A 21,285-nucleotide genomic window follows, 5' to 3' on the forward strand; every position below is an offset into this window, starting at 1 on the left:
GCAGCATTTGACATCTCTTCATACTTCAAGATCCGGACAATTTTGATATTGCAGTTTCTGAAGCGATGCCTCGAGGTCGAGCTTGAAGCCGGTTGCGGCGTAGTCAAACGAGACGTCTCCGAAAGCGGACAGGCTCGTATTGACCAAGCGGGAGCCGAAGCCCTTCTTCTTTGGGGCTTCCACGGCTGGGCCACCGCTCTCTTGCCAATGGAGATTGAAGCGATCGTCGCCGACATTTTTGCGCACGGACCACTCGATCTCGACAGTTCCTGTATCCCCTGATAGAGCCCCGTACTTTGTCGCATTGGTGACAAGCTCATGCAGCACGAGGGCGAAGCCAAGAGCCGCTTGCGGGTTCAGGCTGACTGCCGGACCGCTTGCTTTGATGCGGCTCGGTTCAACGCCGAGATTCACCGTGGTCGCTTCGATGATCGTATCGACGGCTGCGGATAACCAGTTCTTCTGCAGCAAAATATCGTGCGCGTTTGCATATGCCTTGATGCGCGACGAGATCGACTGCTCCGCGGCTTCGATGCTGGCGGCGTTCCGGAATGACTGGTTGGTGATCGCCTGAACGACTGCCAGCGTGTTCTTGATGCGGTGAGAAAGTTCGTGCATCAGGACGCGCTGTCGCTCCTCATTTTCCCGCTGCTCGGTTCGATCCCTGAGGATCTTCACGAAGCCTTCGAGTTCGCCATCATCCGATCTCAACGCCATCATCTGGCCCGACGCCCAGAATAACGAGCCGTCCTTTCGAAGGTGCCAGCGCTCATCATCTCCATGGCCCTGGGTCAGTGTGGCGGTCATTTCCCGTTGAGGAATGCCCGCCGCGCGGTCTTCCTCAGTGAAAATAACGGCCACGGGATGGCCGACGATTTCGGTCTCATCCCATCCGAGAATTCGGCGGGCACCCTCATTCCAGGTGATCACTCGGGAGTCGAGATCCAGGGCGATGATCGCATATTCGATGGCACTCTGAAGGATTGCTTCGAGAAAGCGCTCCCGAGCGCGACTGGAGGTGGAAATGGGGTTCATGATTTTATTCTGCGCCTGATCCTTCCGGTCGCGCAAGCGGAATTGCCTTACCTCATCCCATACAGGCGCAATGACAACGCCATCGAATCGTGACTCCCGGACGGGCTGGTCGGGAAGCCTGCCGCATAGGCCAGTCGGTCGATCGTCTTTTAGGAAAAAGACGGCGTGCGACGTTATCGGACCTCTTATTGAGCGTGGAAGCATGACGACCCAATTTGACAACTGCACGGCGACTTACCTTCGGTATCGTCAGAAGCAGCCTTGGCCGACCGGAAAGAACTTGCGGCGGTCGCGTTCGAACGAATAGGATGCCGATGGTCGTCAATGGCGCGCGCAAGCCGGATCTGCCGATCGTGCTGGCCTACAGATCATTCCTCGAGCTGACCGGTTGCGCCGCCGGAGAGGTGCTGGGCCGGAATTGTCGTTTCCTTTAGGGCCCGGCGACGTCTCCGATCGCCGTCGCCGAACTTCGCGCTGCATCGCCGACGAGCGGGAGGTGAGCGTCGAGATCTTGAATTATAAGAAGAACGGGGAGCAGTTCTGGAACCGCTTGCATTTAAGTCCCATCCATGGGGACGACGGAAGGATGCTTTATTTTTTTGGATCGTAAATCGACATGACGGAGTACCGGCGGATAGAGGCGCTGGAAGCGTCCGAGCATCGGCTGCTGACGGAGGTCGGCCACCGGTCGAAGAACGTCCTCGCCATCGCGGACAGCATTGTTCGCCTCACCAACGCCGACGATCCGGCCGGAGGCGGGCAAAGAGGGCGAGATTGTAAGCGACCACCGATGACCAGACATAAGCCTTGAAGTGGTCGAGCCCACGCCAGGTGCAGCGCCCCAAGCCACAAGCGCGTTTCAAACATGAGATGCCGGCCTCGATGCCGGCGCGGAAGTTTCTGAGCTTGCGATCGACCCCGGCTACCGACCATATCTTCGATCTTGAGGCCGCACTTCTTGTGGAAGGCCATGTCGCGGATGCCGCAGGCTTTGGCTCGGCTCAAATTATCGCGGCTGGCATAGCCGGCCCTGATGCGGCGCCTGGCCATAAAAGGCGATGTGGCGTTCCAGCATCGGCAGCAAACGCTTGCTGTCTGCCGGTTGCCGGTTTCGACGACGAGGTCGAGGACCAGTCCGCTTCTGCCGGTGGTCAGATTGAGTTTGTGGCCGTAGTCGACGTCGCGGCTGCCTTCGACGATGATGTCGGCATGCGGCTCGAAGAGGCTCACCAGCTTCTCGCCAGCCGGCACCGGCTCGCCGGCCAGGACCCGCCGTTCGGTCTGGCCGATGATCCGGTCGATCAGCAGCTTATAGTGGCGGAGCTGGGTCTGCCACAGTTCGCCGGCCGGGCCAGCCGTCAGGGGCAACTGTTCACTCGCCTGCTGCAGATAACTCAAGGTCGTGCGCGTGATCTTGAGCAGTTCGCGGTAGTGCTTGATCCGTTTGGGGCGGCCGCGGGTATTCGATCGCTCGAGCCCGCTTCTTTGCCGCGCGGCGGTGGTCGTGCCATGGGATGGCGCTACCCAGTGCCACGGCCTGCTGCAACAGCCGCACCGTCACCCGGACAGCGTCCCATAATAGGCTACTGTCGCTCGGCTCATGGATCAGTGCGGCGGTGACGTGCTGTCGACGCGCACGACCTTGCCACTTTCCAGCTTCTCCTGCCGGGCGCTCGCCAGCAGCACCCTGCCAGAATAATTTTGCCCTGCGAGGAAAAGCAAAATTCGTGCGTGTTTGTGCCTGTGGTTCCCAAGGTTGCGAGTGTCGCGGCATTCAGGATAGAACGAGCGAGTTCCATCTCAGTGTGCTCCAAGCATTGGCGGCGACGAGGAGGCTGCTGCAGCAATGTTATACGCAGAGGACTTTGGTCGTCAAAGCTAAAGGTGACATTCAAAACGACGATCGTTTTCTCAGATGCCACCCGCTTTTCAATTGGATGCTTGGCAGAGGGGAATTGGACGCGGCGGTGGTGCTGGATGATCCTGCTTATATCTTGCGATGATCGGCTCCAGCCGCTCTTTCGGCCAGAACTGCGGAGAGCCGATCTCGCCAAGGCAGGTAGCGTTCCAGTATGATCCAGCGCTTACTGGCGACTTGCCCGATGTCGTTGCCCGGCCGACCGCGGCGATGTCGCGCGCCTCCGGGTAGATATAGAGCGTCGTCGGATTATCCTTGACCATCGACAAGACTTCCGGGGTCTCTTCCGGCGACCAGCTGGTGCATCCGTCGCTTCGCCCGCCCGCATAGGTGACCAACTTCCCGACAGGGACATAGCCTTTCCGATCGGCATATGGGCTCTCCGGCTTTTTCTGCATGCAGATCCCAGAGACGAGCGCCGCAGCATGCCCGCCGATTGCGCGTTGTCTGGCGTTGGCGGTATCGCCGATCCCATCGAATTGAACAAACGAGCGGGTCAAAACCGCCTCTCTGTTAGAAGGCGCCAGATAATAGCCTTTGAACGAGGTCTTGATCTCGCTTGTCAGATACGCGCCACCGGCGGTCAAGTTTGAGTCCAGCGCGTTGCCAAAATTCTTAGCGCATTCCCGGCCGTTGGAGAAGTTGACCACGCCAGGGAGGTTGAGGCCGCCACCATGCCCTGCCGAGATCACCCGAAACGACTGCTTCGCCTCGCAGATCACGTAGAACCGGCCAACTGTCAGATCGTTGGGTCGTGTCGCATCCATTGCGAAGTAACAGGCGTTCTTGACCGTTCCCTCCGCGACCTTCTCCAGATATAACCTCCGCGCCCGCTCCAGAACCACGCGCGTGATCTGGCCTTTCCCGTCGCCGACGTAGTCTGCTATCCAAGCCGGGAAAGGCGAACTCTTGCCCGCGGCACGTGCGGGAGTTGATCCGGACAGCATTGGTGCCAGGATGACCAACCCCGTTGCTAGCAAAAGGTTGAGCCTGGAACGCATCTGGTGCTCTCCGTGATGTAAACAAAGACCTGAATGACATCGATCATCATGACAGAGGCGACAACGAGGTTCGATAGTTCGCAATTATGCCTCGACACTCCTTAACAGCGCACTTCCAATCGGGTCGCAACAATCTGCGAGTAGTCTGTGCCCACTGGATCGTTGAAGAACATCGTCGTCAGCATCGCCTGATTTTCGGAAAGGATTTCTTTCGAGCCAGGCCTGACGACTTTGTGAGTGCAACCGCTAAAGCCTTCGCCCGAGATTTTCAGATCGGCATCGCTGGCAAAATCGAGAGCAGTATAGAGTGTCGGATCATAAACGCCGAAAACAATCAATCCTTTGAGCGGCGTCTTGGCCATTGGCTTCTGTGCGAAAGACAGGGTGAGGGAGCCGTTCTCATAGGTCCCATGCAGGATGTCCGGCTTCGCAAGCGCGAGTGTTTTCCCATTGATCGTGATGTTCATATAATAGTTGTACTGCGCAAGCGACTCCCGGACTGTTTTGGCGACGGCAGCAACTTCCGCAGGGTCGAGGGCATTGTTGCGGTTCTTGTCGTAGTCGAGCAGCACTGACGACGAAAACACCTCATCGAACTGCCATGTGTCGCGCAGCTCCTGGAGGCTTCCATCGGGCGCCGCGACCGCCTCGAATTTTGCATCAACGAAGATATGGGGATGGGCGAACGTGTTAGTCGGCATCCCGAGGAGGAGAAGTGAAGTTGCGATAGTGGCGTGGCGGCGTTTGTTCGCGAGGCTCATGCTACGTGAGTGTCGAGAAGATTGCGACGGATTTAAGTTTCGATCGCCGTGGTTTACCGGAATGCACCTTCCGCTATTTCGCCGCCGAGACGTTGGTCGAGTTCCTCGTGCTGGCCGTTGCGGCAACTTGGCGATTCACGCCGCCACCGCGCGCCTATCGCTGCGGCAGCACAGCCGGCTTCGACGCATCTTCATTCAGACAAGGCGATGGCAAAAATCATCGTCACGCCCGGGCGCGCTGGCCCTGTCGAGATTGCGGCCTTCCTGATGAAAGGCGACATCGATCCGCTGGACGCCAAGAAGTGACCTTCGTCTTGTCGACCCCCCCCTGCGGGAATAGAGCCAATCAAGCGTGCGGCGCGCCAGTGGGAGGACGCGTGCCGTTGCGGCAAGTGGAACATCCGTGTCGATTCTCGCGTCAGCGATTTTGGGCTTGCTCGGGCTTCCGGCGAGATTGAAATTGGGAATTAGAATGCCTTCACTGCAAACACACCGGATCTTCATTTTACGTGGCGCAACTTTCCTCAAACGAACCCGCACCCGTGCGGTATTTGGCCACATCCTCGCCGAGGCCGGAGCCGGAATAACCGGGTCCGAGCTTCACTCTCATCACATCAAGGGTGCCTGCCACGAGCAAACGCCTAATAATTGGCGCGAAGCCAAACCGCGTCGGTGACAGGGCACTCACAGTAATGGGCAGGTGCGGCTGTGGGCCGGCAATTGCTTATTTTGACGCGTCGCTTTTGTTGGCATGCGCCTGAATTTGCGTGCATCGCTCGAACAGGTGCTCGAACGGCTCGGAATCGCCGAGCAGCAGACCGTCGTCGACCATGCGCGCGTAATCCTCACCGAGTGCGCGCAGACCTTCTCCGGAGGGTGTCAGAACCAGATTGCCATTGACGGCTGCGGCGTAGTCGATGGGCGAGCGGTCGGCCGCCTTTTCCGCAAAGAACATGGATTTGTGTTTCGCCACGGCATTGGCAAGCTGCCGATCCGCGAATGCCTTGTCGGCGAAACCAGCATCGTTCAACCGGACGACGTCATGCCAATGACGAGCAAAACGATCACCGCGGAGGCGCTCCTGCAGGCAGAAGACATGGATGGCGGTCGCTTTCTCCCAGAACGTCCGCTCCGCGTGCATGACGCGGGGAGTCGCTTTCGGAAATTCGACACCATCAACCTGACCCGACGCGTCACAGTCGACATCGCGAATACTGGCCGGCTCGCCGGTGGATCGGTCCCCGAATTCGAGCATGACGCTCCGGGCGACATAACCGGATCCGCTGCTCACCGCGTCATAGTCCACGCTTCTCCTCGCTGCGGGTTTTCGGCAGCGCCTCATCATTGTCGCCGACCAAGTCCGGCGCCAGGGCGCGGATATCATAGGTCAGGTCGACATCCTCGGAGAACCTTTTGATGACACCGTAGGCTTTCGATAGCGAAGTGCCGCCCTTGAAGACGAGATGCTCACCGAGCTTGGACGAAAAGAGCGTCTGCAGCGTCCAGACGACCCAGACATCCTTTTCGAGGAGATGAATGGGCCGTCCGGTGCGGTCGGCCGCCACCGCCAAGGCTTCGCGTCGGTTATCCTTTGACAAGGTCAGAAACAGATCAGCGATGCGCAGCCTTTCCTACGCTTCTTGCAAGCCAGGTCGGAAACTGCGGAGCCGCCGCCACCAGCTCGCCGAACGCGTCTGGCGGCAGCTTTCGCTTGATCCGCGACAGTGCTTCATCGGCCCTCTCCGGCCCAAGCCATGCAAGTGCGCGGACCGCCACGCCAGCAGGTCGATCTGCCAAGGCCAATTGCCAGCGCGGCACGTGCTTGAGCTCGACCGTCTGCTGTCCAAGGGTCATCGTCCGGCTACGGCCGGATGTCAGGTAGACGGAGCGGACCGGGACCTGGGAGGTCAGGCCCAGGGCATTTGCCGCGGCGGCGCCATTCGAGACGATGACCTCACCGCGCTGCTGCGCCACCGCCTCTACGGCCTGTTCGACCGTCGGCGGCCGACTGCCAAAGCGACTTTTGACGGGCCGCATATAGATACCACGGCCCGCCCGGACGAGCTCGCCACGCTCGGCCAGGCGCGACAGAGCCCGATCCAGGGCGGCTCGATTTCCGAGATGCAAAAAGCTCTTTGCCGAAAGCGCGGATCCTTCCGGCAGTCGTTCAGCATGTCCCATGATTTGCGATGTCAGCTTTTGCATGGCATTTCTCTTGTCAGAAATATATGCAAATTTCTGACAGTTTGCAATGAGAGGGGAAGACGGCGAGCCCGGACGGTGCTGACCAATTTTTATCGGTCAGTGACCCGCTGTCTCTTCACAATCACGATTCATCTATCAGGCCGTCAAACACTTCCACCATCGCATCGCTGATGGCCTTGCCTAGCGCGCCTGCAGCGTTTGCAAGCGCCTCGTCGTCCATATCGCGAGCGGCCATCGCAAAAGCAGTTCCCTCGGACGTTACGATTTCCCGCGCCCGCTCAATTGCCCAAAGGCCGAAGTCGCTGCGGCTGCTGATTTCCACGGTTTCCATGTTGTCTCCTGATTTGTTCGAGAGGACGGCTTATACCGATTTGCCGGACAATGCAGTCTGAAAACCGAGCCCGAGGACCGACTTCGATCTGTCTCGTGAGCGCATTCCCTACGGGACCGTGCTCTATTGCGCCGCACCTTGGCGACTGCGGTGTCACCAGCATTTGTACTGCGGTATAATTTGGAAGCGCTATGTGGGGGTCAATGGTTCAATTTTGCCGCTCCGATAGCACCCATTTGTCATATCACTGAAAAACTTCTGACCTAACGAGGCTTTCCGGGCCTCCGTTCAGGGTGCGGCCGTCGATCAGGAGTGACGAAATCATGTTGCAACGTGTTGGCAGCGGATCGAAAGAGGTCGAAACCCTGGTCGTGGACCTCGGCCAGAAAGACGTGACTGGCCGTTTTGCATCGACAAAAACCATCGACGCCGGCGAAATACGAAAGATCGCGCCGAGCGGTAACGGGCAGGCACTCGACATCTCCGCTGCGCGGGGCTTCGTCGGGTTTACCCAGAGCAAAAGCGGCGCCACCGCGATCCTGGTCGATGCAAAGGTGAGCACGCCCGAAACCGACCCGGGCAACGATCTCAAGATCGACCTGGACGGTTTGAAGAAGGTTGCCGCTTCCGAATTCGGCAGCACCGTGCCCAACAATATCACCCACCTGTTCAACCCGACCATCCAGGCGATGGCCAACCAGCTTTACGGGGGAGACAGCCCCGAGGTGCGCGATCAGTTCAAGGCCGACGTCAAGGCGCTTCTCGGTCCGCTGCTCGACAAGGTCGGTGCCGGAGAGGTCAGTCAGGCTGATCTTGGCGGCCTTCTGGAGCGCCTGACGTCGCAGTTGGCGGCTCCCGGCGGCAAGGAAGTCTGGGGTTACCGCCACGCGGTGCAGACCGCGCTCGAAGGGCTCGTCATGGGCGCCAGCCTGGTCTCGAAGTTGCCGGCCGATGCCGAGTGGGACAAGAGCGTCTCGCCGCTGCCCTCCAGCAATCTCGCCAGCTATTCGTTCAACGACGTCATGGCGGCGATCATGATCGGCACCGGGCTGGCCGGCAAGGGCATTGCCGCCAACGGCTCAGACGGCGGGCGCTTCTTCGCCGGCAGCGGCGGCGACGCCTGGATCGCCGAGCGCATGTTCGCCACCAAGGACAATGGCTGGAGCAAGACCATCCAAAGTCTCGATCTGCCCTATATCGACAGCGACTATCTGACATCCAGCCTCAAGAAGATGGACCTTGTCATGTCGGGCTCGGATGCCATCGAGCCGGTCGTGGAGCGCCCGATCGACGAGAACGACATCCTGGAAAGCAAGGTGCTGCGCGGCTACGCTCCGTCGACCGCCTATGAGCCGACGCTGAAGAAGCTCGACGAACTCAAATACGGCATTCTCGGCGACGCCGTGAAGGACGTGAACCGGGATTTCGTCGCGCCCGACAACATGGACCACCTCGACCAGCTGACGCCGGAACAGAAGGCGACGCTGCTCTACGATCTCATCGAGATCAAACAGCAGTTCAATGGCTATATGAACCAGTATGGCGACAGCGTGCCCGATGGCGAGCGCGTCGGCAAGGACCTCGATGCGCGGATCGAAAAGCTGACGGCCGATCCGGCGACGCAGCAGCATCTCTCGGATATCTTCGCGAGCGGCATGAAGGAATATCTGCAGCGACCGGAGAATTCCGATCTGCTCACCAACATCGAGGACGCCTATCTGATCGACATCGGAGGAGGCAAGGCGATCGACCGGGCGCTGAGCGCCGGCAAGAGCTTCGAAGATGCCCTGAAGGATTATTATTCCGAACTCAACACCCTCGTCGATCTCCTGCCCCAGGATTATATCGATGCGCATCTCGACGCCGCGAACGTCACCTTCGCCAATATCGTCAAGGAACATTATATCGGCGACGGCCAGGGTGTCGATCTCGAGCCGCTGCTGTCGGGGCCGGATGACACCTTCGAGCCCGGGGCGACGAATGACGCCATCAGCCAGTTGGCAACTACGTTCGCCGAGGATTTCATCAGCAAAAACGGCCCGGCCGATGGCGGCGAAACGCTGAAACAGAACCTGGCGCAGGATATAGCGCGCGACGTCGACGGCGTTCTGCGGATGGTGCGCGGCGGTATGAAGCTCGACGATGCGCTCGCCTCCTTCAAGGATTCGCTCGATCTGCCGCGCCAGACCCGGACACCTGCCGGCATCGATGCCGAGGTGTACAAGGCCGGTCTGGTGCACGCCGTGCAGATGCTGACGATGTCGAGCGTGCTGGTGGCGCGCGGCCTCGGCGCCGGCGGCAAGTGGACGCCGGCCGATATCGCCGCCGCGGTCGGCTCGGCGACGCAGATCGTCGGCATGACGATGGAAGGTCTCGGCAAGAACCTCGACGTTGCCGGCAAACCGTTCAGCGCCTTCGGCAATCAGCCTGGCAGCTGGGGCAAGGGGATCTCGATGAACTTCTCGCCGAAGACGATTGAAGCGGCAGGCAAGATCCTCGGCGCGGCCGGCGGCCTCGCCATGGCCGGCCTCGGCTTCTATTCGGCGTCGCGGTCGATGAAGGCCGGCGACCGCGCCAAGGGCGCGCTCGAAATAATCGGCGGCATTGCCGGTACCGGCAACGCGCTGATCGGTTTCTCCGAGGCGATGCTTTATCTGACCAATGCCATGTCCCGTGCCTTTTCCGGACTCGCAACGGTGGCGCCGGAAGTCGTGACCATCTTCAGCAGCGCCGCCAAAACCGGCCTTGCCGCGGCCGGACTGGTCACCGGCCTCGTTGCCTCGGCCGTCGGGCTGGCGCTTGGTCTGTGGGATATGGCCAATGGCGTGAAGAAGCTCGACAAAATGGAAAAGCAGCTGAACGAGAAGCTTGAACGCTACACCGGCGAGTCCGTGCATCTCGAATTTGGGCCAGACCCGTCATTCATCTGGTAGAGGCAGAGGGGCGGCAACGATGACCGCCACAGCCTGGGAAATACCCTGCGACCCCTCGGTAAAAATGTGATTTTTGATCTCCAGGCGCGAGGCCGCTGCATTTTATGCAACCGCGATGTCGCGATCGGGCTTGAATTATCACGCAAAGGTCGATCTTATGCCTAACGTAAGGTAAACGACGTCATCCGCGAAAAGCGGAAAAAGAAAATCAAAGGGAACGCATGTCATCGATCGCACCAGCATCTTCGGATATCGATACGGTTTCATTTCTCCGGCTAAACGCCAATTCCGATCCAAAGTCCGAAAATTCCACGAGCCAGGGCAAAACCACGAGCACCACGGTAAAGAAGGCATCGCCTTTTGCCTCTGACGGGACCACGACGGCAGCCCTGACGATTTTCTCCTCTATATCGGCGCAGACGAGCAGTCCGAAGTTCGTTTCGCTGGCCGCCACGTCGAATGGCACGTCCCGCCCTACCGCGCCGATCCAGCCGGTCATCGATCTCCTGTTCAATTCCGATTTCATGAGCGAGATCAATCAGGGCTTCATGGAAGGGCTGAAGGACAAGGACAAATCCTTCGAGAGCATCGACGTCGTCAAAAACCCTCACAATTACACTGCCGAGCAGAAACTGATCATGTATCTCGATCTGCTTCAGACCAAGGCGACCTTCGGCCAATACAAGGACAGCCTCGGCGACAACCAGCGCGGCATCTACAACGACCAGGAGATCCTGAAGGATCTCGACAAGTCGATCGCCATCCTGGGCTCGGACCCCGACGTCAACTCGCTGATGACGGAGAAGGCGCTGAAGGCCTTCAAGCTGATCTTCTCCGGTTATCGCGTGGCGCCGCCCGATACGAACAAGGACGCTTCCGAGATCATCAACGACACGATAACGCGTGACGAGAAGATGAAGGACCTGCGTACGAAGGTCGAGGATGCCTTTGAGCGCGACATCGTCAATGGCGGCCTGCTGAATGACGGTCTCAAATCCGGCAAGGACGTCACCACCATTCTCAAGGAATATAATGCCGCCCTCGGCTTCTATTCCATGGTGCTTCCCGACGATTTCGTAAAGCAGCGCTCGGCGATTGCCGACAAGACCTATGCCGAATTCTTCGACAAGAACGTGCTGCCGACGATCTCCGATCCGACGACGGCGCTCGATGGCCTGATCCGCATGGGACTGGCCGGCAACAAGACCGAGCGGGAACTGAAGGGGCTCGGCTCCATCCTGCCGGTTGTGGATTTCGACCAGTCGCTCGGGCTCGGCGGGAGCCTGTTCCCCGATCTCAAGATCGACCTCGACGGTTTGAAAAAGGTTGCCGCTTCCGAATTCGGCAGCACCGTTCCCAACAATATCACCCACCTGTTCAACCCGACCATCCAGGCGATGGCCAACCAGTTTTACGGGTCAGACAGCCCCGAGGTGCGCGATCAGTTCAAGGCCGACGTCAAGGCGCTTCTCGGTCCGCTGCTCGACAAGGTAGGCGCCGGAGAAATCGGCATCGGCGATCTCGCCGGCAATCTGGAGCGCCTGACGTCGCGCCTGAGCGCACCCGGCGGCAAGGAGGTCTTGGGCTACCGCCATGCGGTGCAGACCGCGCTGGAAGGGCTCGTCATGGGCGCCAGCCTGGTCTCGAAGTTGCCGGCCAATGCCGAGTGGGACAAGAGCGTCTCGCCGCTGCCCTCCAGCAATCTCGCCAGCTATTCGTTCAACGACGTCATGGCGGCGATCATGATCGGCACCGGGCTGGCCGGCAAGGGCATTGCCGCCAACGGCTCAGACGGCGGGCGCTTCTTCGCCGGCAGCGGCGGCGACGCCTGGATCGCCGAGCGCATGTTCGCCACCACGGACAATGGCTGGAGCAAGACCATCCAAAGTCTCGATCTGCCCTATATCGACAGCGAATATCTGACATCGAGCCTCAAGGACATGGGACTTTCCATGTCAGGCCTGATGAAGACGCTGATGCCCGGCACGGATGTGATCGATCCAATCATCGTCGACGGCAAGACCGCCGAAGAGGCGATCAAGAAGATCATCGCCCCGAGCCTCGACGCGCTGGCGGAAACCCTGTTCAAGGGCAATGCCGATGCCATGGCGCAATACAAGACCAATTTCACGACGATCTTCACCGCGCTTTGGGCGACGATGCGACCGGGCGGCAGCGTCGAAACGATCAAGGCCGACCTTGCCAAGCTGATCGACAAGACCGCGACGGCGGCGCCGGCAGGGGTCGATCCTGTCAAATACAAGGCGGCGCTCTCTTCCGGCGTGATGTCGGTGCTTACCGCATCCCGCTCCATCTATGCCGGCCTCAACATGACGAGCCCGACCTGGGACAGCATCGGCATCGTGGTTCTGCACGCCCTTGGCGCTCTCGCGCACATGGGCAGTGCGCTCGGCTCGGCGATCAAAGCCTCGAATTTTTCGCTGCTGGATGGGATCAGTTCACTCGTCGGCGTTTCCGACGAGCTGGCGCGGGCGCAGCGCAGCGTGCTCTCCGCCTTTTTCAAGAATACCGGGACGACGGTTGGCGCCGTTGCCGGCATCGCTTGGCTGCCGGTGGAATATTACCAGTTCCTGCAGGGGCTCACCAGTGGCAAGGGCGATCCGGTCGATCTCATCTTCATGGGTATCGGAACCGCGGCGGACACGGTCGGCGCGATCGAGGGCATCGCAGGCGTTGCCAATATGCTGGTGAATTCCACCTTCCTCGGGCGCACGGGCGCAACGGTAGCGCTCGTCTCCGGCGGCTTCTCGCTCGCCTTCGCGATCGCCGGCGCGGTGTCCTGGGCGGCCTGGGCGGGCTTTGCCATCTACCAGAGCATCAAGCAGGAAAAAGCCTTCCACAAGCAGACCGACATGATGAACGACATGCTTAAGCGCACTGTCAACGACACGGTCGGCATCTACGCCAAAACAGGTCAGCGCGTCGGCGCCAAGGGCGGCGTCGCCCCCGCGCCCCGCGACCCGGAACAGCGCGAGCTGACCCCTGAGAACTGGGACGCGATCATCGCCGATATCGAGAAGCGCCGCGGTACGGCGGTGGGCTGATCCGGGACGCTTTCGCAACACCAAATATCTGGGTACTCACAGGCCCGGTTGGCGTAGAGGCGGTCGGGCCTGTGAACATTTGATGGCAATAAATTTAAGTATGAATTTCATGCGCAATCTGGATATCTGCTGCGCTTTATGGATAAAAACGTTCAATTTTAATATAAAGGTCGAGAAAGTTGTCAAAGCCGATTGTAATTTCCGAAAATTAACCATCGGTTAAGTTTAAACAATTGACCGGCCGTTTTTTTATCCATATCAAATCATGCATTCATTTTGATAACTCCTTGATGGAAGTGCTCATATGGCCGTAGATGCAGTGAATTCCGACCTGAACCTGGCGCCTGCAAACCCTGTCTCGGTGGGGCTGACGACTGATAAGACAGGTTCCAAGGACACCACCGGCAGCACGACGAAAAAGGTCGATCCGAACAGCGAGAGCGAGATACTCTCCGCTGCCGTGGACGCGTTTCTGCCAGGCATGATTTCCAACACCCTGATGCTGAACAATTCGCTTTTCAATTTCGCCAAGGAGGCGATCGACGAAGGCAGCGACGAGTAGCGTTCCCGTTCATCGTTTGCAGTTGACGTGTACCGAGTTGAGGAATTGCAATGAGCGGAGAAGAACTTACCGGCCGCGCCTTTACGCCGCCCGTTGATGGCGTATCGACAGGCAATGTGCTGAAGACCTCGGAGATCGTGGCGGAACGGATCGGGCTGCAGCCGGCGGATTTCGCCGGCCTTCGGCCAACCGAACTCACCTCCATTCCCAACATCCAGGGCCGCAAGATCGCGCCTGAGTCCGACGCCGTCCCGCCCTCCTATTCACCGGAAGGCAATACCAGGCCCTCCAGCATTCTCGACCGGCTGTCGGCATTCTTCATGCCGGTGGCCGGGAACGGCCAGCCGGAGACGCCGCTGGTGCGATTTGCCGCGGACAAGGATCACAGCGGCCCGAAGATCGAAGACATCACGACATCGATCGACCGGCTGGAGAAATCACAGCAATTCGCGACCGGCACGACGCTGCTGTCGTCACTCACCCAGTCGGTGATGTCGTCGTCCAAACGGCTGACGCAGGGCCAGTGAATATCATGATCACATCGGCCCTTGCGAGATCACCGATCACTTCGCCCGCGCGCAAAGTCCTTCCGAAGGCCGCCATGCTCGCCCTCTGCCTGTTCCTCGCCGCCTGCAGCCAGGACGTGCTGACGGGACTCGATCAGCGCGATGCGTTGGATGCTCAGGTCCTGCTCGAACGCGCCGGCATCTCCGTCACCATGAAGAGCGAAAAGGGCGGGACCTATGCGATCGCCGCTGAATCAGCCGATCATGCCCGGGCGATCGAGTTGCTGGCGGACGCCGGTCTGCCGCGTCAGTCGTTCGGAAATGTCGCCGAACTCTTTCCCGGCAACGGCTTCCTTGTGACGCCTTACGAACAAAAAGCCCGGATGAGCTACGCCATCGAGCAGCAGCTTGCCGAAACGCTTTCGGGGCTTGACGGCGTGGCGACGGCGCGCGTCCATGTGGTGCTGCCGGAGGAAAACGGCCGCGGGCTCATCAAGGAAAAGGCGAGGGCGGCGGCCGTGTTGCAATATCGCCCCGGCGCCAATCTCAACGAGATCGACATGAAAAGCCGGTCCGTTCTGGTCAACAGCATCCGTGATCTCTCTTACGAAGATGTCTCGGTGGTGGTCAGCCCCTGGTCGGAGGTCGGCGCGCCGGCGGCCCCGCCGGCAACGGCAGCATCGGCCCCGGCGGCAACCGTGACGCCGGCACCCGCCGCAGCGCCATTCTCGATGGTGCAAAGCGCTCTCTCGGCTTTCAAGGCCCCCAATCTGGCCGTGATCGGCGCAATTATCCTCGCCATCGGGGCATGCCTGCTGCTGCTGTTGCCGCAGCGGAAGGAGCGCTGAGCATGCGCACGCCGCGTTCGGACGGCGAGGCGATCTCGGATGCGGCGAGGATCCGCAGGGCAGCGCTGCTTTCCGCGGATATGCTGACGGCCGCCCGATGGGATGGGACCGCGCCGCTCCTTGCCGATGGGTCTACCCTGTCGCGGCGGCTGCACCGGCGGCTTTTCACGGAGATCGCAGAAGCCCATGGCGACCCCGCCACATTTGCCGACGGCGCCCGCCGCCTGATTTCCATGGACGCGGACGGACTCGCAAAGGCCGCGTTCCGGGCGGGCTTCGCCTATCATCTCGCAGCCTTCTGCCCCGCGGTCGATCGCCCGACCCTTGCGAGGCTCAGGGCCGCCTACGGCGAGGAAGCGGTCGCATTCGCCCTCGGCCACATCAATCTTTCCACGGCAACGCCGCCGCTTGATCTGTTGAGCGAGCAGGCAAGGCATGTCGTCGAGGCCGATGGCTGGTCGATGCTGGCGCTTCTGGCAGACGAATATCGGATCTCTGCGGCATGGCGGTGGGCGGGCTGGCGCGACATGGCCGAAAACGGCTCGGCTTCCCTGTTGAAGAGCCCGGCGCTCGTTCTGGCGACGGCCGCCGTCGACGAGGTCGCCTCCACACAGGAAGGCGCCGGACGATGAGCTCGGGATTTGCACGCCACGACCGCATCATTCCGGCGGAAAACTTCGGCCAGATCAGGGAGGCGGCGCAAATTCTGGCGGCTGCCCGCCAGGACGCCGCCCAATCCCAGGCCACACTTGCAGCCGCCAGCGAGCAGGCCGCCCAAAACGGCTATCGCGACGGGTTCGAACAGGGCGTTCGTGATGCCGCCGCACGGCTTGCCGCCTCGCTCGGAAAAGCCGAACAGGAGATTGCCAATCTCGACAGCTGGGTCGAGGCGGTGGTTCTGAAATCGGTCGGATTGATCCTCGGATCGATGGAGGCCGACGAACGCACCAGGCGATTGGTCCGCCACGCCATATCCCAGACCGCAGAGGCCCAGGAGATCGCCCTCCATGTCGCCCCCGAGGATGCCGCCATGATCGCCCAGGCAATTGCGGATATCGATCATCGCATCACTATCGAAACGGATCCGCTGATGTCTGCCGGCGAGATCGTCCTGGAGACATCGGCGGGACGAAGCCAGATCGGCTTGAAAGACCAGCTCGCCACCGTAATCGAGGCCCTCGTCCATGGCTGACGCATTGCTTCGCATGGAGCGGACGCTCGAACAGACGGACGTGCGACGGCAGAGCGGCCGCGTGACGAGTGTTTCGGGCCTGCTGGTGCGGGCGCTCATCCCCTCGGTTCGGATCGGCGAGCTCTGCGAACTGCATGAGCCGGGCAGGGGCCGCATCGGCCTCGCCGATGTCGTCGGTATCGACGGCGAGACGGCACTTCTCTCGCTTCACGGCGAAACCCGCGGCATCTCCCAGCGCACGGAAATCGTCCCGACCGGCCGGGAGCCGGCGATCTCTGTCGGCAACTTCCTGCTCGGCGCGATCGTCGATGCGCACGGCAACGTCCTGCGTCCCTCCGCCAATCCGGCCGGCGAGGACGCGCGTTTCCTGCAGCCGCTCTACGGCCAGCCGGTCAACCCCTTGTCGCGCCGTCCCATCCGCCAGCCGTTCACCTCGGGAATTGCCGCCCTGGACGGATTGCTGACCTGCGGGCAGGGCCAGCGCATCGGTATTTTCGGCGCGCCTGGCGCCGGCAAGTCGACGCTGGTGTCCCAGATCGTCGCCAACAACAAGGCCGATGTGATCGTCTGCGCCCTGGTGGGCGAACGCGGACGCGAGGTCGGCGAATTCGTTGCCGGCAACATGCCGGAAGGCGTCCCCTCGAATGTGACGCTGGTTGTCGCCACATCCGACCGCCCGGCGCTGGAGCGGTTCAAGGCGGTGATGACGGCAACGGCGATCGCCGAATATTTTCGCGAGCAGGGAAAACACGTGCTGCTCGTCATCGACAGCGTCACCCGCATGGCCCGCGCCTTGCGCGAAGTGGGGCTTGCCGCCGGCGAACCGCCGGTGCGGCGCGGCTTTCCGCCTTCCGTATTCGCCGTCCTGCCGCAAATCTTCGAGCGTGCCGGCAACAGCGCAAACGGCATGATGACGGCTTTCTATACGGTGCTCGTCGAAGGCGAAGAGCAAGACGATCCGATTGCCGAAGAAACCAGATCGCTGCTGGACGGCCATATCGTGCTCTCCGACAAGATTGCCAAGGCAGGCAATTTTCCGGCGATCGATGTGCTGGCCAGCCGAAGCCGGACGATGAGCGCAGTGGTGAGCGAGAGCCATCGCCAGGCAGCCGACAGGCTGCGCGCCCTGCTTGCCCTCTATGACGAGGTGGAACTGCTGATCCGCGTCGGCGAATATCGCCAGGGGCGCGACGCCGCCGTCGACGAGGCCGTCGCCAAACACGGGCTCATCCAGCGCTTCCTGTTTGACGGCCAGGGCAAGCCGCAGCCGTTCGGCGCGATCGTCGAAGCGCTCGAGGAGCTTGTCCGATGAATATCGCCGCGCCCGCATGGCCCCGCTCATCGATGGCCGGGAGCTTCTTTTCCCGTTCCGGCACGACGATGCGCGCCGCCTGGCAAATTCCGGTCCGGGAGCAGACGCTTTCCGTTCGCCCGCTGTCCCCCGATATCGCAGCCGCGCGGATTGCCGATCCAGTCGGCATTCTCTGCCGCATCGGCGAACGGGAGCAGATGCTGATTGCGTCGGCCGGCGCATTGCGGTTGCTGGCCGAAAGGCTTGAACCGCTGCTCCTCTGGGAAAAACTGTCGCCGCATGAACAGGCGGCGGTGGTCGAACATCAGTTCGTCGAGGCCTTCGAGGCAATCGAGAACAAGATCGGCATCAGCCTGTCGCTGCTGCAGATCGGTGCAGAGCCGCAGCCGGATTCCAGCGGCAATTTCGGCTTCGAAATCGGCTGGAGCGGCATGAGCCTGCCCTTGAGCGGCCGTTTCGATGAAACCTTCCTTGCCGGCCTCGTCGGCTGGGCAAGCCGCCTGCCGCGCCGCACGCTCAATGCCCTGACGACGGCGGTCAACATCCGGCGCGGTTATGCCGTGCTGTCGCTCGGTGAGATCAAATCCCTGCGATTGGGGGACGGCATCGTCATCGATGGGGGGGCAGCGGAGACCGTGGTCGCGATCACCGGTGAACGTTACCTTGCAACCTGCATGCGCTCGGACAAAGGCGCGGTCCTCACCGAGCCGCTCCTGTCGACGCCAACCGGACCAATGAGGCATTTCATGACGAATGAAACCGTCGATCAGGAATTGCAGGGCGAGCCGCGTCCGTCGCCTGTCGACAGCATCCCGATCAAGCTGGTCTTCGATGCAGGACGGCTGGAACTGCCGCTGCGCACACTCGAGACGATCGGCGAAGGCTATGTGTTCAACCTCGACAGGCCATTATCGGACGCCGTCGATATCATCGCCCAGGGCCGCATTATCGGACGAGGCGAAATCATTTCCGTGGATGGGTTGAGCGCCGTTCGCGTCACGGCGCTGCACGACTGATGGAACAGAGCTTTCCTCTTGCCCAGAGCCTTGTGGCGATGGCGGCGATCTCGATGCTGCCGGTCATTGCCGTGATCGCAACCTCCTTCACCAAGATTTCAGTCGTCCTGCTGATCGTGCGCAATGCGATCGGCATCCAGCAGACGCCGCCGAATCTCCTGGTCTTTGCGATTGCCATCGTGCTCTCGGCCTTCGTGATGAACCCGGTGCTGCAAAACAGCTGGCAATTGCTGCTCGCCCATAGCGGCGATTTCGGCACGGTCAGCGGCATGGCGGACGGCATGAGCAAGGTGGCGGCGCCGCTGAAGGATTTCATGCTGAAATTTTCCGACGCCGAGGTGCGCGACTTTTTCGTCCAAGCATCGCAGAAGATCTGGGCAAACGCGCCGGCAACCCCCATTGCCTCCGACGACATAACTGTGCTGACGCCGAGCTTCCTCGTTTCGGAACTGACGCGGGCCTTTGAAATCGGATTTCTGATTTATCTGCCCTTTCTGATGATCGACTTCGCCGTCTCCGCCATTCTGGTGGCGCTCGGCATGCAGATGATGTCCCCGACCGTGGTGTCGACACCGCTGAAGCTGCTGCTGTTCGTCTCGATCGACGGCTGGCGGCGATTGCTGGAAGGTCTGGTGCTGTCCTATGCGCAGTGAGCATCCCCCCTTCACGAAAGCCCTGGATCGGGTGTCTGCCGCGCCCACGCGAAAGGCCTGCCGTCATGGGTGAAGACCAGGTCGCAGCCGAAATCGGCATGTCCGTCATGGCGACCTTCGCCTTGGCCGGCCCCATTCTGGGCTTGGCCGCGCTTCTCGGGCTGATCATCGCCATTTTCCAGGCTGCAACGCAAATCCAGGAACAGACCATCGCGCAGATCGTCAAGATTTTCGTGATCTCCATCACCCTGCTGCTGTTCGGCCGGGTGCTGGCAACGCCGCTGATCGAACATTCCGTTCATATCCTGAACGACTTCCCGACCATGGTTCAGTGAGGCGGGGCGGATGGGGCCGGATCATCTTCCGCTCGTCGGCATCGAGGTCGCGGCACCGGCCGCAGCCATGCTCGGCGCCGCCCGCGCGCTCGGGATCCTGCTGATCTTCCCGATCTTCTCGCTGTTCAGCATCGTCGGCATTCTGCGTTTCGGCCTGGCAATCGGCCTTTCGGCGCCCTCCGTCGCCTTCGCCTATTCGGTGCTGGCTATCGGAGATACGTCCTGGTTCGATCTGGCCGCCCTTTCGATGAAGGAACTTTGCTTCGGGGCGCTCATCGGCATGGGGCTCGGCATTCCCTTCTGGGCGGCCCAGGCGGCGGGCGATATGACCGATGTCTATCGCGGGGCCAATGCCGCCAATCTCTTCGACCAGATCAACGCGCTGGAAACCGCGCCGCTCGGCTCGCTGATGATGTCGATCGCCCTGGTGATTTTCGTCAGCGCCGGCGGCATCATCGATCTGGTCGCGATTTTCTACAAGTCGTTCGAGTTCTGGCCGCTCTTCAAGCTCATGCCCGCCATGCCCGACGATCCGCTCGACATGATCCTCGGTGTATTCGGCCGGCTGTTCAAAGCGGCCGGATTGCTTGCCGCCCCGTTCATGATCGTCACCTGCGCGCTCGAATTGTCGCTGGCCTTCGTTGGCCGCTCGTCGAAACAATTCCCGCTGAACGATAGCCTGCCGGCCATCAAGAACTTCGCGGTCGTGGTCATTCTCGTCATCTACACGGCCTTTATCTCCAGCTATTTCCACGATCTCTGGATCGACGGATTCAACGAGGTGAAAGCCATGCTGGAGGTGACCCATGGCCAAAAATGACGATACCGAGGAAAAAACCCTGCCGCCGAGCCGGGTGAAGCTCGATCGGCTCCGCCGCGAGGGCCAAGTTCCCCGCTCGAAGGAAATCCCGGTTGCGATCTCCGTCCTTGCCATCGCCGTCTACGTCACCTGGGGCTTGCCTGATATCCTCGAGGATTTCACCCGCAGTTTCGATAGCGGCCTGCAGTCCGCCGCGGGGGCCGACCTCTCCGACGCCGTCACTGTCGGCTTGAGCGAAACCGGCGTGGCCCTGCTCGATCTCATCTGGCTGCCGCTTGCCATGGGTCTTGCCGCGACCATCCTGGTGTCGATCCTCGACGGGCAGGGGTTTCCCGTATCGTTCAAACATATGAGCTTCGATTTCACCCGGCTCAATCCGTTCGAGGGCATCAAGAGGCTTTTTTCGCTCGCGAGCATCGCCGAGTTCGTCAAGGGGCTCGTCAAGTTTGTCCTGCTCGCCGCCGCCGGCGGCGGTGCGATCCTCTATTTCCTCAACAGCATCTTCTGGTCGCCTCTTTGCGGAGAAGCATGCACGCTCTCCACGACAGCCCATCTCCTCGGCTCGATCCTCGTCATTGCCGCCGGCATCATGGTGGCGGCGGCGTTTTTCGATATCCGCATTTCGCGCGCGTTGTTCAGGCACGAACACCGCATGACCAAGACCGAAGCGCGGCGCGAATACAAGGATACCCAGGGGGACCCGAAGCTGAAATCGGCGCGCCGGCAGATCGGCGCAGAAATGCGCAGCAGCCCGCCGCGCAGGCAAGGGCCAGGCCGGCAATGAAAAGCGGG

At 60.8% G+C, this 21,285-nt stretch carries 19 protein-coding genes and 3 pseudogenes; 14 read left to right on the forward strand and 8 right to left on the reverse strand.

Translation table 11 applies throughout. The annotated features are described in order from the left end of the window. Nucleotides 1–18 precede the first annotated feature (18 nt). Complete coding sequence (locus QMO80_RS28875) at nt 19–1,035, reverse strand: sensor histidine kinase (protein WP_012489446.1); 1,017 nt, start codon at nt 1,033–1,035, stop codon at nt 19–21. Between the two features lie 222 nt (nt 1,036–1,257). On the opposite strand from QMO80_RS28875, the pseudogene QMO80_RS28880 reads away from it, so the two are divergent. Next, nucleotides 1,258–1,786 (forward strand): annotated as a pseudogene (locus QMO80_RS28880) (PAS domain-containing protein); the annotation flags it as partial. On the opposite strand, the pseudogene QMO80_RS28885 reads toward QMO80_RS28880, so the two are convergent. The 6 genes and pseudogenes from QMO80_RS28885 to QMO80_RS28910 form a co-directional block, all read right to left on the reverse strand. Then, nucleotides 1,764–2,724: pseudogene (locus QMO80_RS28885) on the reverse strand (ISNCY family transposase); the annotation flags it as partial. The pseudogenes QMO80_RS28880 and QMO80_RS28885 sit on opposite strands and share 23 nt — an antisense overlap. A gap of 240 nt (nt 2,725–2,964) precedes the next feature. Beyond that, nucleotides 2,965–3,954, reverse strand: coding sequence for a hypothetical protein (locus tag QMO80_RS28890; protein WP_012489447.1), 990 nt, complete (start codon nt 3,952–3,954; stop codon nt 2,965–2,967). 101 nt (nt 3,955–4,055) lie between these two features. Then, complete coding sequence (locus QMO80_RS28895) at nt 4,056–4,715, reverse strand: DUF1007 family protein (protein WP_012489448.1); 660 nt, start codon at nt 4,713–4,715, stop codon at nt 4,056–4,058. 724 nt (nt 4,716–5,439) lie between these two features. After that, nucleotides 5,440–6,334: pseudogene (locus QMO80_RS28900) on the reverse strand (nucleotidyl transferase AbiEii/AbiGii toxin family protein). Then, nucleotides 6,327–6,920 (reverse strand): DUF6088 family protein, encoded by a 594-nt coding sequence (locus QMO80_RS28905; protein WP_012489450.1) that lies wholly within the window; start codon nt 6,918–6,920, stop codon nt 6,327–6,329. Before QMO80_RS28905 ends, QMO80_RS28900 begins: the two are co-directional and overlap by 8 nt. 121 nt (nt 6,921–7,041) lie before the next feature. Then, on the reverse strand, nt 7,042–7,251 hold the full coding sequence (locus QMO80_RS28910) for a hypothetical protein (RefSeq protein ID WP_064811959.1): 210 nt from the start codon (nt 7,249–7,251) through the stop codon (nt 7,042–7,044). Nucleotides 7,252–7,574: 323 nt separating this feature from the next. On the opposite strand from QMO80_RS28910, the gene QMO80_RS28915 reads away from it, so the two are divergent. After that, entirely contained in the window at nt 7,575–10,184 is a 2,610-nt protein-coding gene (locus QMO80_RS28915; protein ID WP_064811960.1) for a hypothetical protein, read from the forward strand. A 208-nt stretch (nt 10,185–10,392) separates the two neighbouring features. Here QMO80_RS28915 and QMO80_RS28920 read toward each other — a convergent pair whose 3' ends face one another. Beyond that, nucleotides 10,393–10,683, reverse strand: a complete 291-nt coding sequence (locus QMO80_RS28920; RefSeq protein WP_237350505.1) for a hypothetical protein — start codon at nt 10,681–10,683, stop codon at nt 10,393–10,395. A gap of 25 nt (nt 10,684–10,708) precedes the next feature. On the opposite strand from QMO80_RS28920, the gene QMO80_RS28925 reads away from it, so the two are divergent. From QMO80_RS28925 to QMO80_RS28980, 12 genes are all read left to right on the forward strand, one after another. After that, nucleotides 10,709–13,249, forward strand: coding sequence for a hypothetical protein (locus QMO80_RS28925; protein ID WP_225882926.1), 2,541 nt, complete (start codon nt 10,709–10,711; stop codon nt 13,247–13,249). Between the two features lie 304 nt (nt 13,250–13,553). Beyond that, entirely contained in the window at nt 13,554–13,811 is a 258-nt protein-coding gene (locus tag QMO80_RS28930) for a hypothetical protein (protein ID WP_049731157.1), read from the forward strand. 50 nt (nt 13,812–13,861) lie between these two features. Continuing rightward, on the forward strand, nt 13,862–14,338 hold the full coding sequence (locus tag QMO80_RS28935) for a hypothetical protein (protein ID WP_004672583.1): 477 nt from the start codon (nt 13,862–13,864) through the stop codon (nt 14,336–14,338). After that, nucleotides 14,335–15,165 (forward strand): type III secretion system inner membrane ring lipoprotein SctJ, encoded by an 831-nt coding sequence (gene sctJ / locus QMO80_RS28940; RefSeq protein WP_049731156.1) that lies wholly within the window; start codon nt 14,335–14,337, stop codon nt 15,163–15,165. Before QMO80_RS28935 ends, sctJ begins: the two co-directional genes overlap by 4 nt. A 2-nt stretch (nt 15,166–15,167) precedes the next feature. Further along, nucleotides 15,168–15,797 (forward strand): hypothetical protein, encoded by a 630-nt coding sequence (locus QMO80_RS28945; protein WP_049731155.1) that lies wholly within the window; start codon nt 15,168–15,170, stop codon nt 15,795–15,797. Beyond that, nucleotides 15,794–16,357 carry a type III secretion system stator protein SctL gene (gene sctL, locus QMO80_RS28950; protein WP_004672586.1) on the forward strand — a complete coding sequence of 188 codons (564 nt, stop codon included), beginning with the start codon at nt 15,794–15,796 and terminating at the stop codon, nt 16,355–16,357. Before QMO80_RS28945 ends, sctL begins: the two co-directional genes overlap by 4 nt. After that, a complete protein-coding gene (locus QMO80_RS28955) occupies nt 16,350–17,669 on the forward strand; it encodes a FliI/YscN family ATPase (protein WP_029875511.1) in 1,320 nt (439 codons plus the stop codon). Before sctL ends, QMO80_RS28955 begins: the two co-directional genes overlap by 8 nt. After that, nucleotides 17,666–18,685, forward strand: coding sequence for a type III secretion system cytoplasmic ring protein SctQ (sctQ, locus tag QMO80_RS28960; protein ID WP_064811961.1), 1,020 nt, complete (start codon nt 17,666–17,668; stop codon nt 18,683–18,685). The genes QMO80_RS28955 and sctQ overlap by 4 nt, the downstream gene beginning before the upstream one ends. Continuing rightward, nucleotides 18,685–19,338, forward strand: a complete 654-nt coding sequence (sctR, locus tag QMO80_RS28965) for a type III secretion system export apparatus subunit SctR (RefSeq protein ID WP_064811962.1) — start codon at nt 18,685–18,687, stop codon at nt 19,336–19,338. The genes sctQ and sctR overlap by 1 nt, the downstream gene beginning before the upstream one ends. 65 nt (nt 19,339–19,403) lie before the next feature. Then, on the forward strand, nt 19,404–19,673 hold the full coding sequence (locus QMO80_RS28970) for a flagellar biosynthetic protein FliQ (RefSeq protein WP_004672590.1): 270 nt from the start codon (nt 19,404–19,406) through the stop codon (nt 19,671–19,673). A 10-nt stretch (nt 19,674–19,683) separates the two neighbouring features. Continuing rightward, nucleotides 19,684–20,493, forward strand: a complete 810-nt coding sequence (locus tag QMO80_RS28975) for an EscT/YscT/HrcT family type III secretion system export apparatus protein (RefSeq protein WP_004672591.1) — start codon at nt 19,684–19,686, stop codon at nt 20,491–20,493. Continuing rightward, complete coding sequence (locus tag QMO80_RS28980) at nt 20,480–21,277, forward strand: EscU/YscU/HrcU family type III secretion system export apparatus switch protein (protein ID WP_064811963.1); 798 nt, start codon at nt 20,480–20,482, stop codon at nt 21,275–21,277. Before QMO80_RS28975 ends, QMO80_RS28980 begins: the two co-directional genes overlap by 14 nt. Nucleotides 21,278–21,285: the final 8 nt, after the last annotated feature.

This window comes from Rhizobium sp. BT03 (assembly GCF_030053155.1).
Classification (GTDB): domain Bacteria; phylum Pseudomonadota; class Alphaproteobacteria; order Rhizobiales; family Rhizobiaceae; genus Rhizobium.

What these genes read in the sequence shown, in the direction of transcription:
- sctR (WP_064811962.1), top strand. Translation starts at nt 18,685, where the DNA reads ATGGAACAGAGCTTTCCTCTTGCCCAGAGCCTTGTGGCGATGGCGGCG.
- QMO80_RS28905 (WP_012489450.1), bottom strand. Translation starts at nt 6,920, where the DNA reads ATGCAAAAGCTGACATCGCAAATCATGGGACATGCTGAACGACTGCCG.
- QMO80_RS28945 (WP_049731155.1), top strand. Translation starts at nt 15,168, where the DNA reads ATGCGCACGCCGCGTTCGGACGGCGAGGCGATCTCGGATGCGGCGAGG.
- QMO80_RS28955 (WP_029875511.1), top strand. Translation starts at nt 16,350, where the DNA reads ATGGCTGACGCATTGCTTCGCATGGAGCGGACGCTCGAACAGACGGAC.
- QMO80_RS28975 (WP_004672591.1), top strand. Translation starts at nt 19,684, where the DNA reads ATGGGGCCGGATCATCTTCCGCTCGTCGGCATCGAGGTCGCGGCACCG.
- QMO80_RS28875 (WP_012489446.1), bottom strand. Translation starts at nt 1,035, where the DNA reads ATGAACCCCATTTCCACCTCCAGTCGCGCTCGGGAGCGCTTTCTCGAA.
- sctQ (WP_064811961.1), top strand. Translation starts at nt 17,666, where the DNA reads ATGAATATCGCCGCGCCCGCATGGCCCCGCTCATCGATGGCCGGGAGC.
- QMO80_RS28930 (WP_049731157.1), top strand. Translation starts at nt 13,554, where the DNA reads ATGGCCGTAGATGCAGTGAATTCCGACCTGAACCTGGCGCCTGCAAAC.
- QMO80_RS28935 (WP_004672583.1), top strand. Translation starts at nt 13,862, where the DNA reads ATGAGCGGAGAAGAACTTACCGGCCGCGCCTTTACGCCGCCCGTTGAT.
- QMO80_RS28890 (WP_012489447.1), bottom strand. Translation starts at nt 3,954, where the DNA reads ATGCGTTCCAGGCTCAACCTTTTGCTAGCAACGGGGTTGGTCATCCTG.
- QMO80_RS28970 (WP_004672590.1), top strand. Translation starts at nt 19,404, where the DNA reads ATGGGTGAAGACCAGGTCGCAGCCGAAATCGGCATGTCCGTCATGGCG.
- sctL (WP_004672586.1), top strand. Translation starts at nt 15,794, where the DNA reads ATGAGCTCGGGATTTGCACGCCACGACCGCATCATTCCGGCGGAAAAC.
- QMO80_RS28910 (WP_064811959.1), bottom strand. Translation starts at nt 7,251, where the DNA reads ATGGAAACCGTGGAAATCAGCAGCCGCAGCGACTTCGGCCTTTGGGCA.
- QMO80_RS28980 (WP_064811963.1), top strand. Translation starts at nt 20,480, where the DNA reads ATGGCCAAAAATGACGATACCGAGGAAAAAACCCTGCCGCCGAGCCGG.
- QMO80_RS28925 (WP_225882926.1), top strand. Translation starts at nt 10,709, where the DNA reads ATGAGCGAGATCAATCAGGGCTTCATGGAAGGGCTGAAGGACAAGGAC.
- QMO80_RS28895 (WP_012489448.1), bottom strand. Translation starts at nt 4,715, where the DNA reads ATGAGCCTCGCGAACAAACGCCGCCACGCCACTATCGCAACTTCACTT.
- QMO80_RS28915 (WP_064811960.1), top strand. Translation starts at nt 7,575, where the DNA reads ATGTTGCAACGTGTTGGCAGCGGATCGAAAGAGGTCGAAACCCTGGTC.
- QMO80_RS28920 (WP_237350505.1), bottom strand. Translation starts at nt 10,683, where the DNA reads ATGACCGGCTGGATCGGCGCGGTAGGGCGGGACGTGCCATTCGACGTG.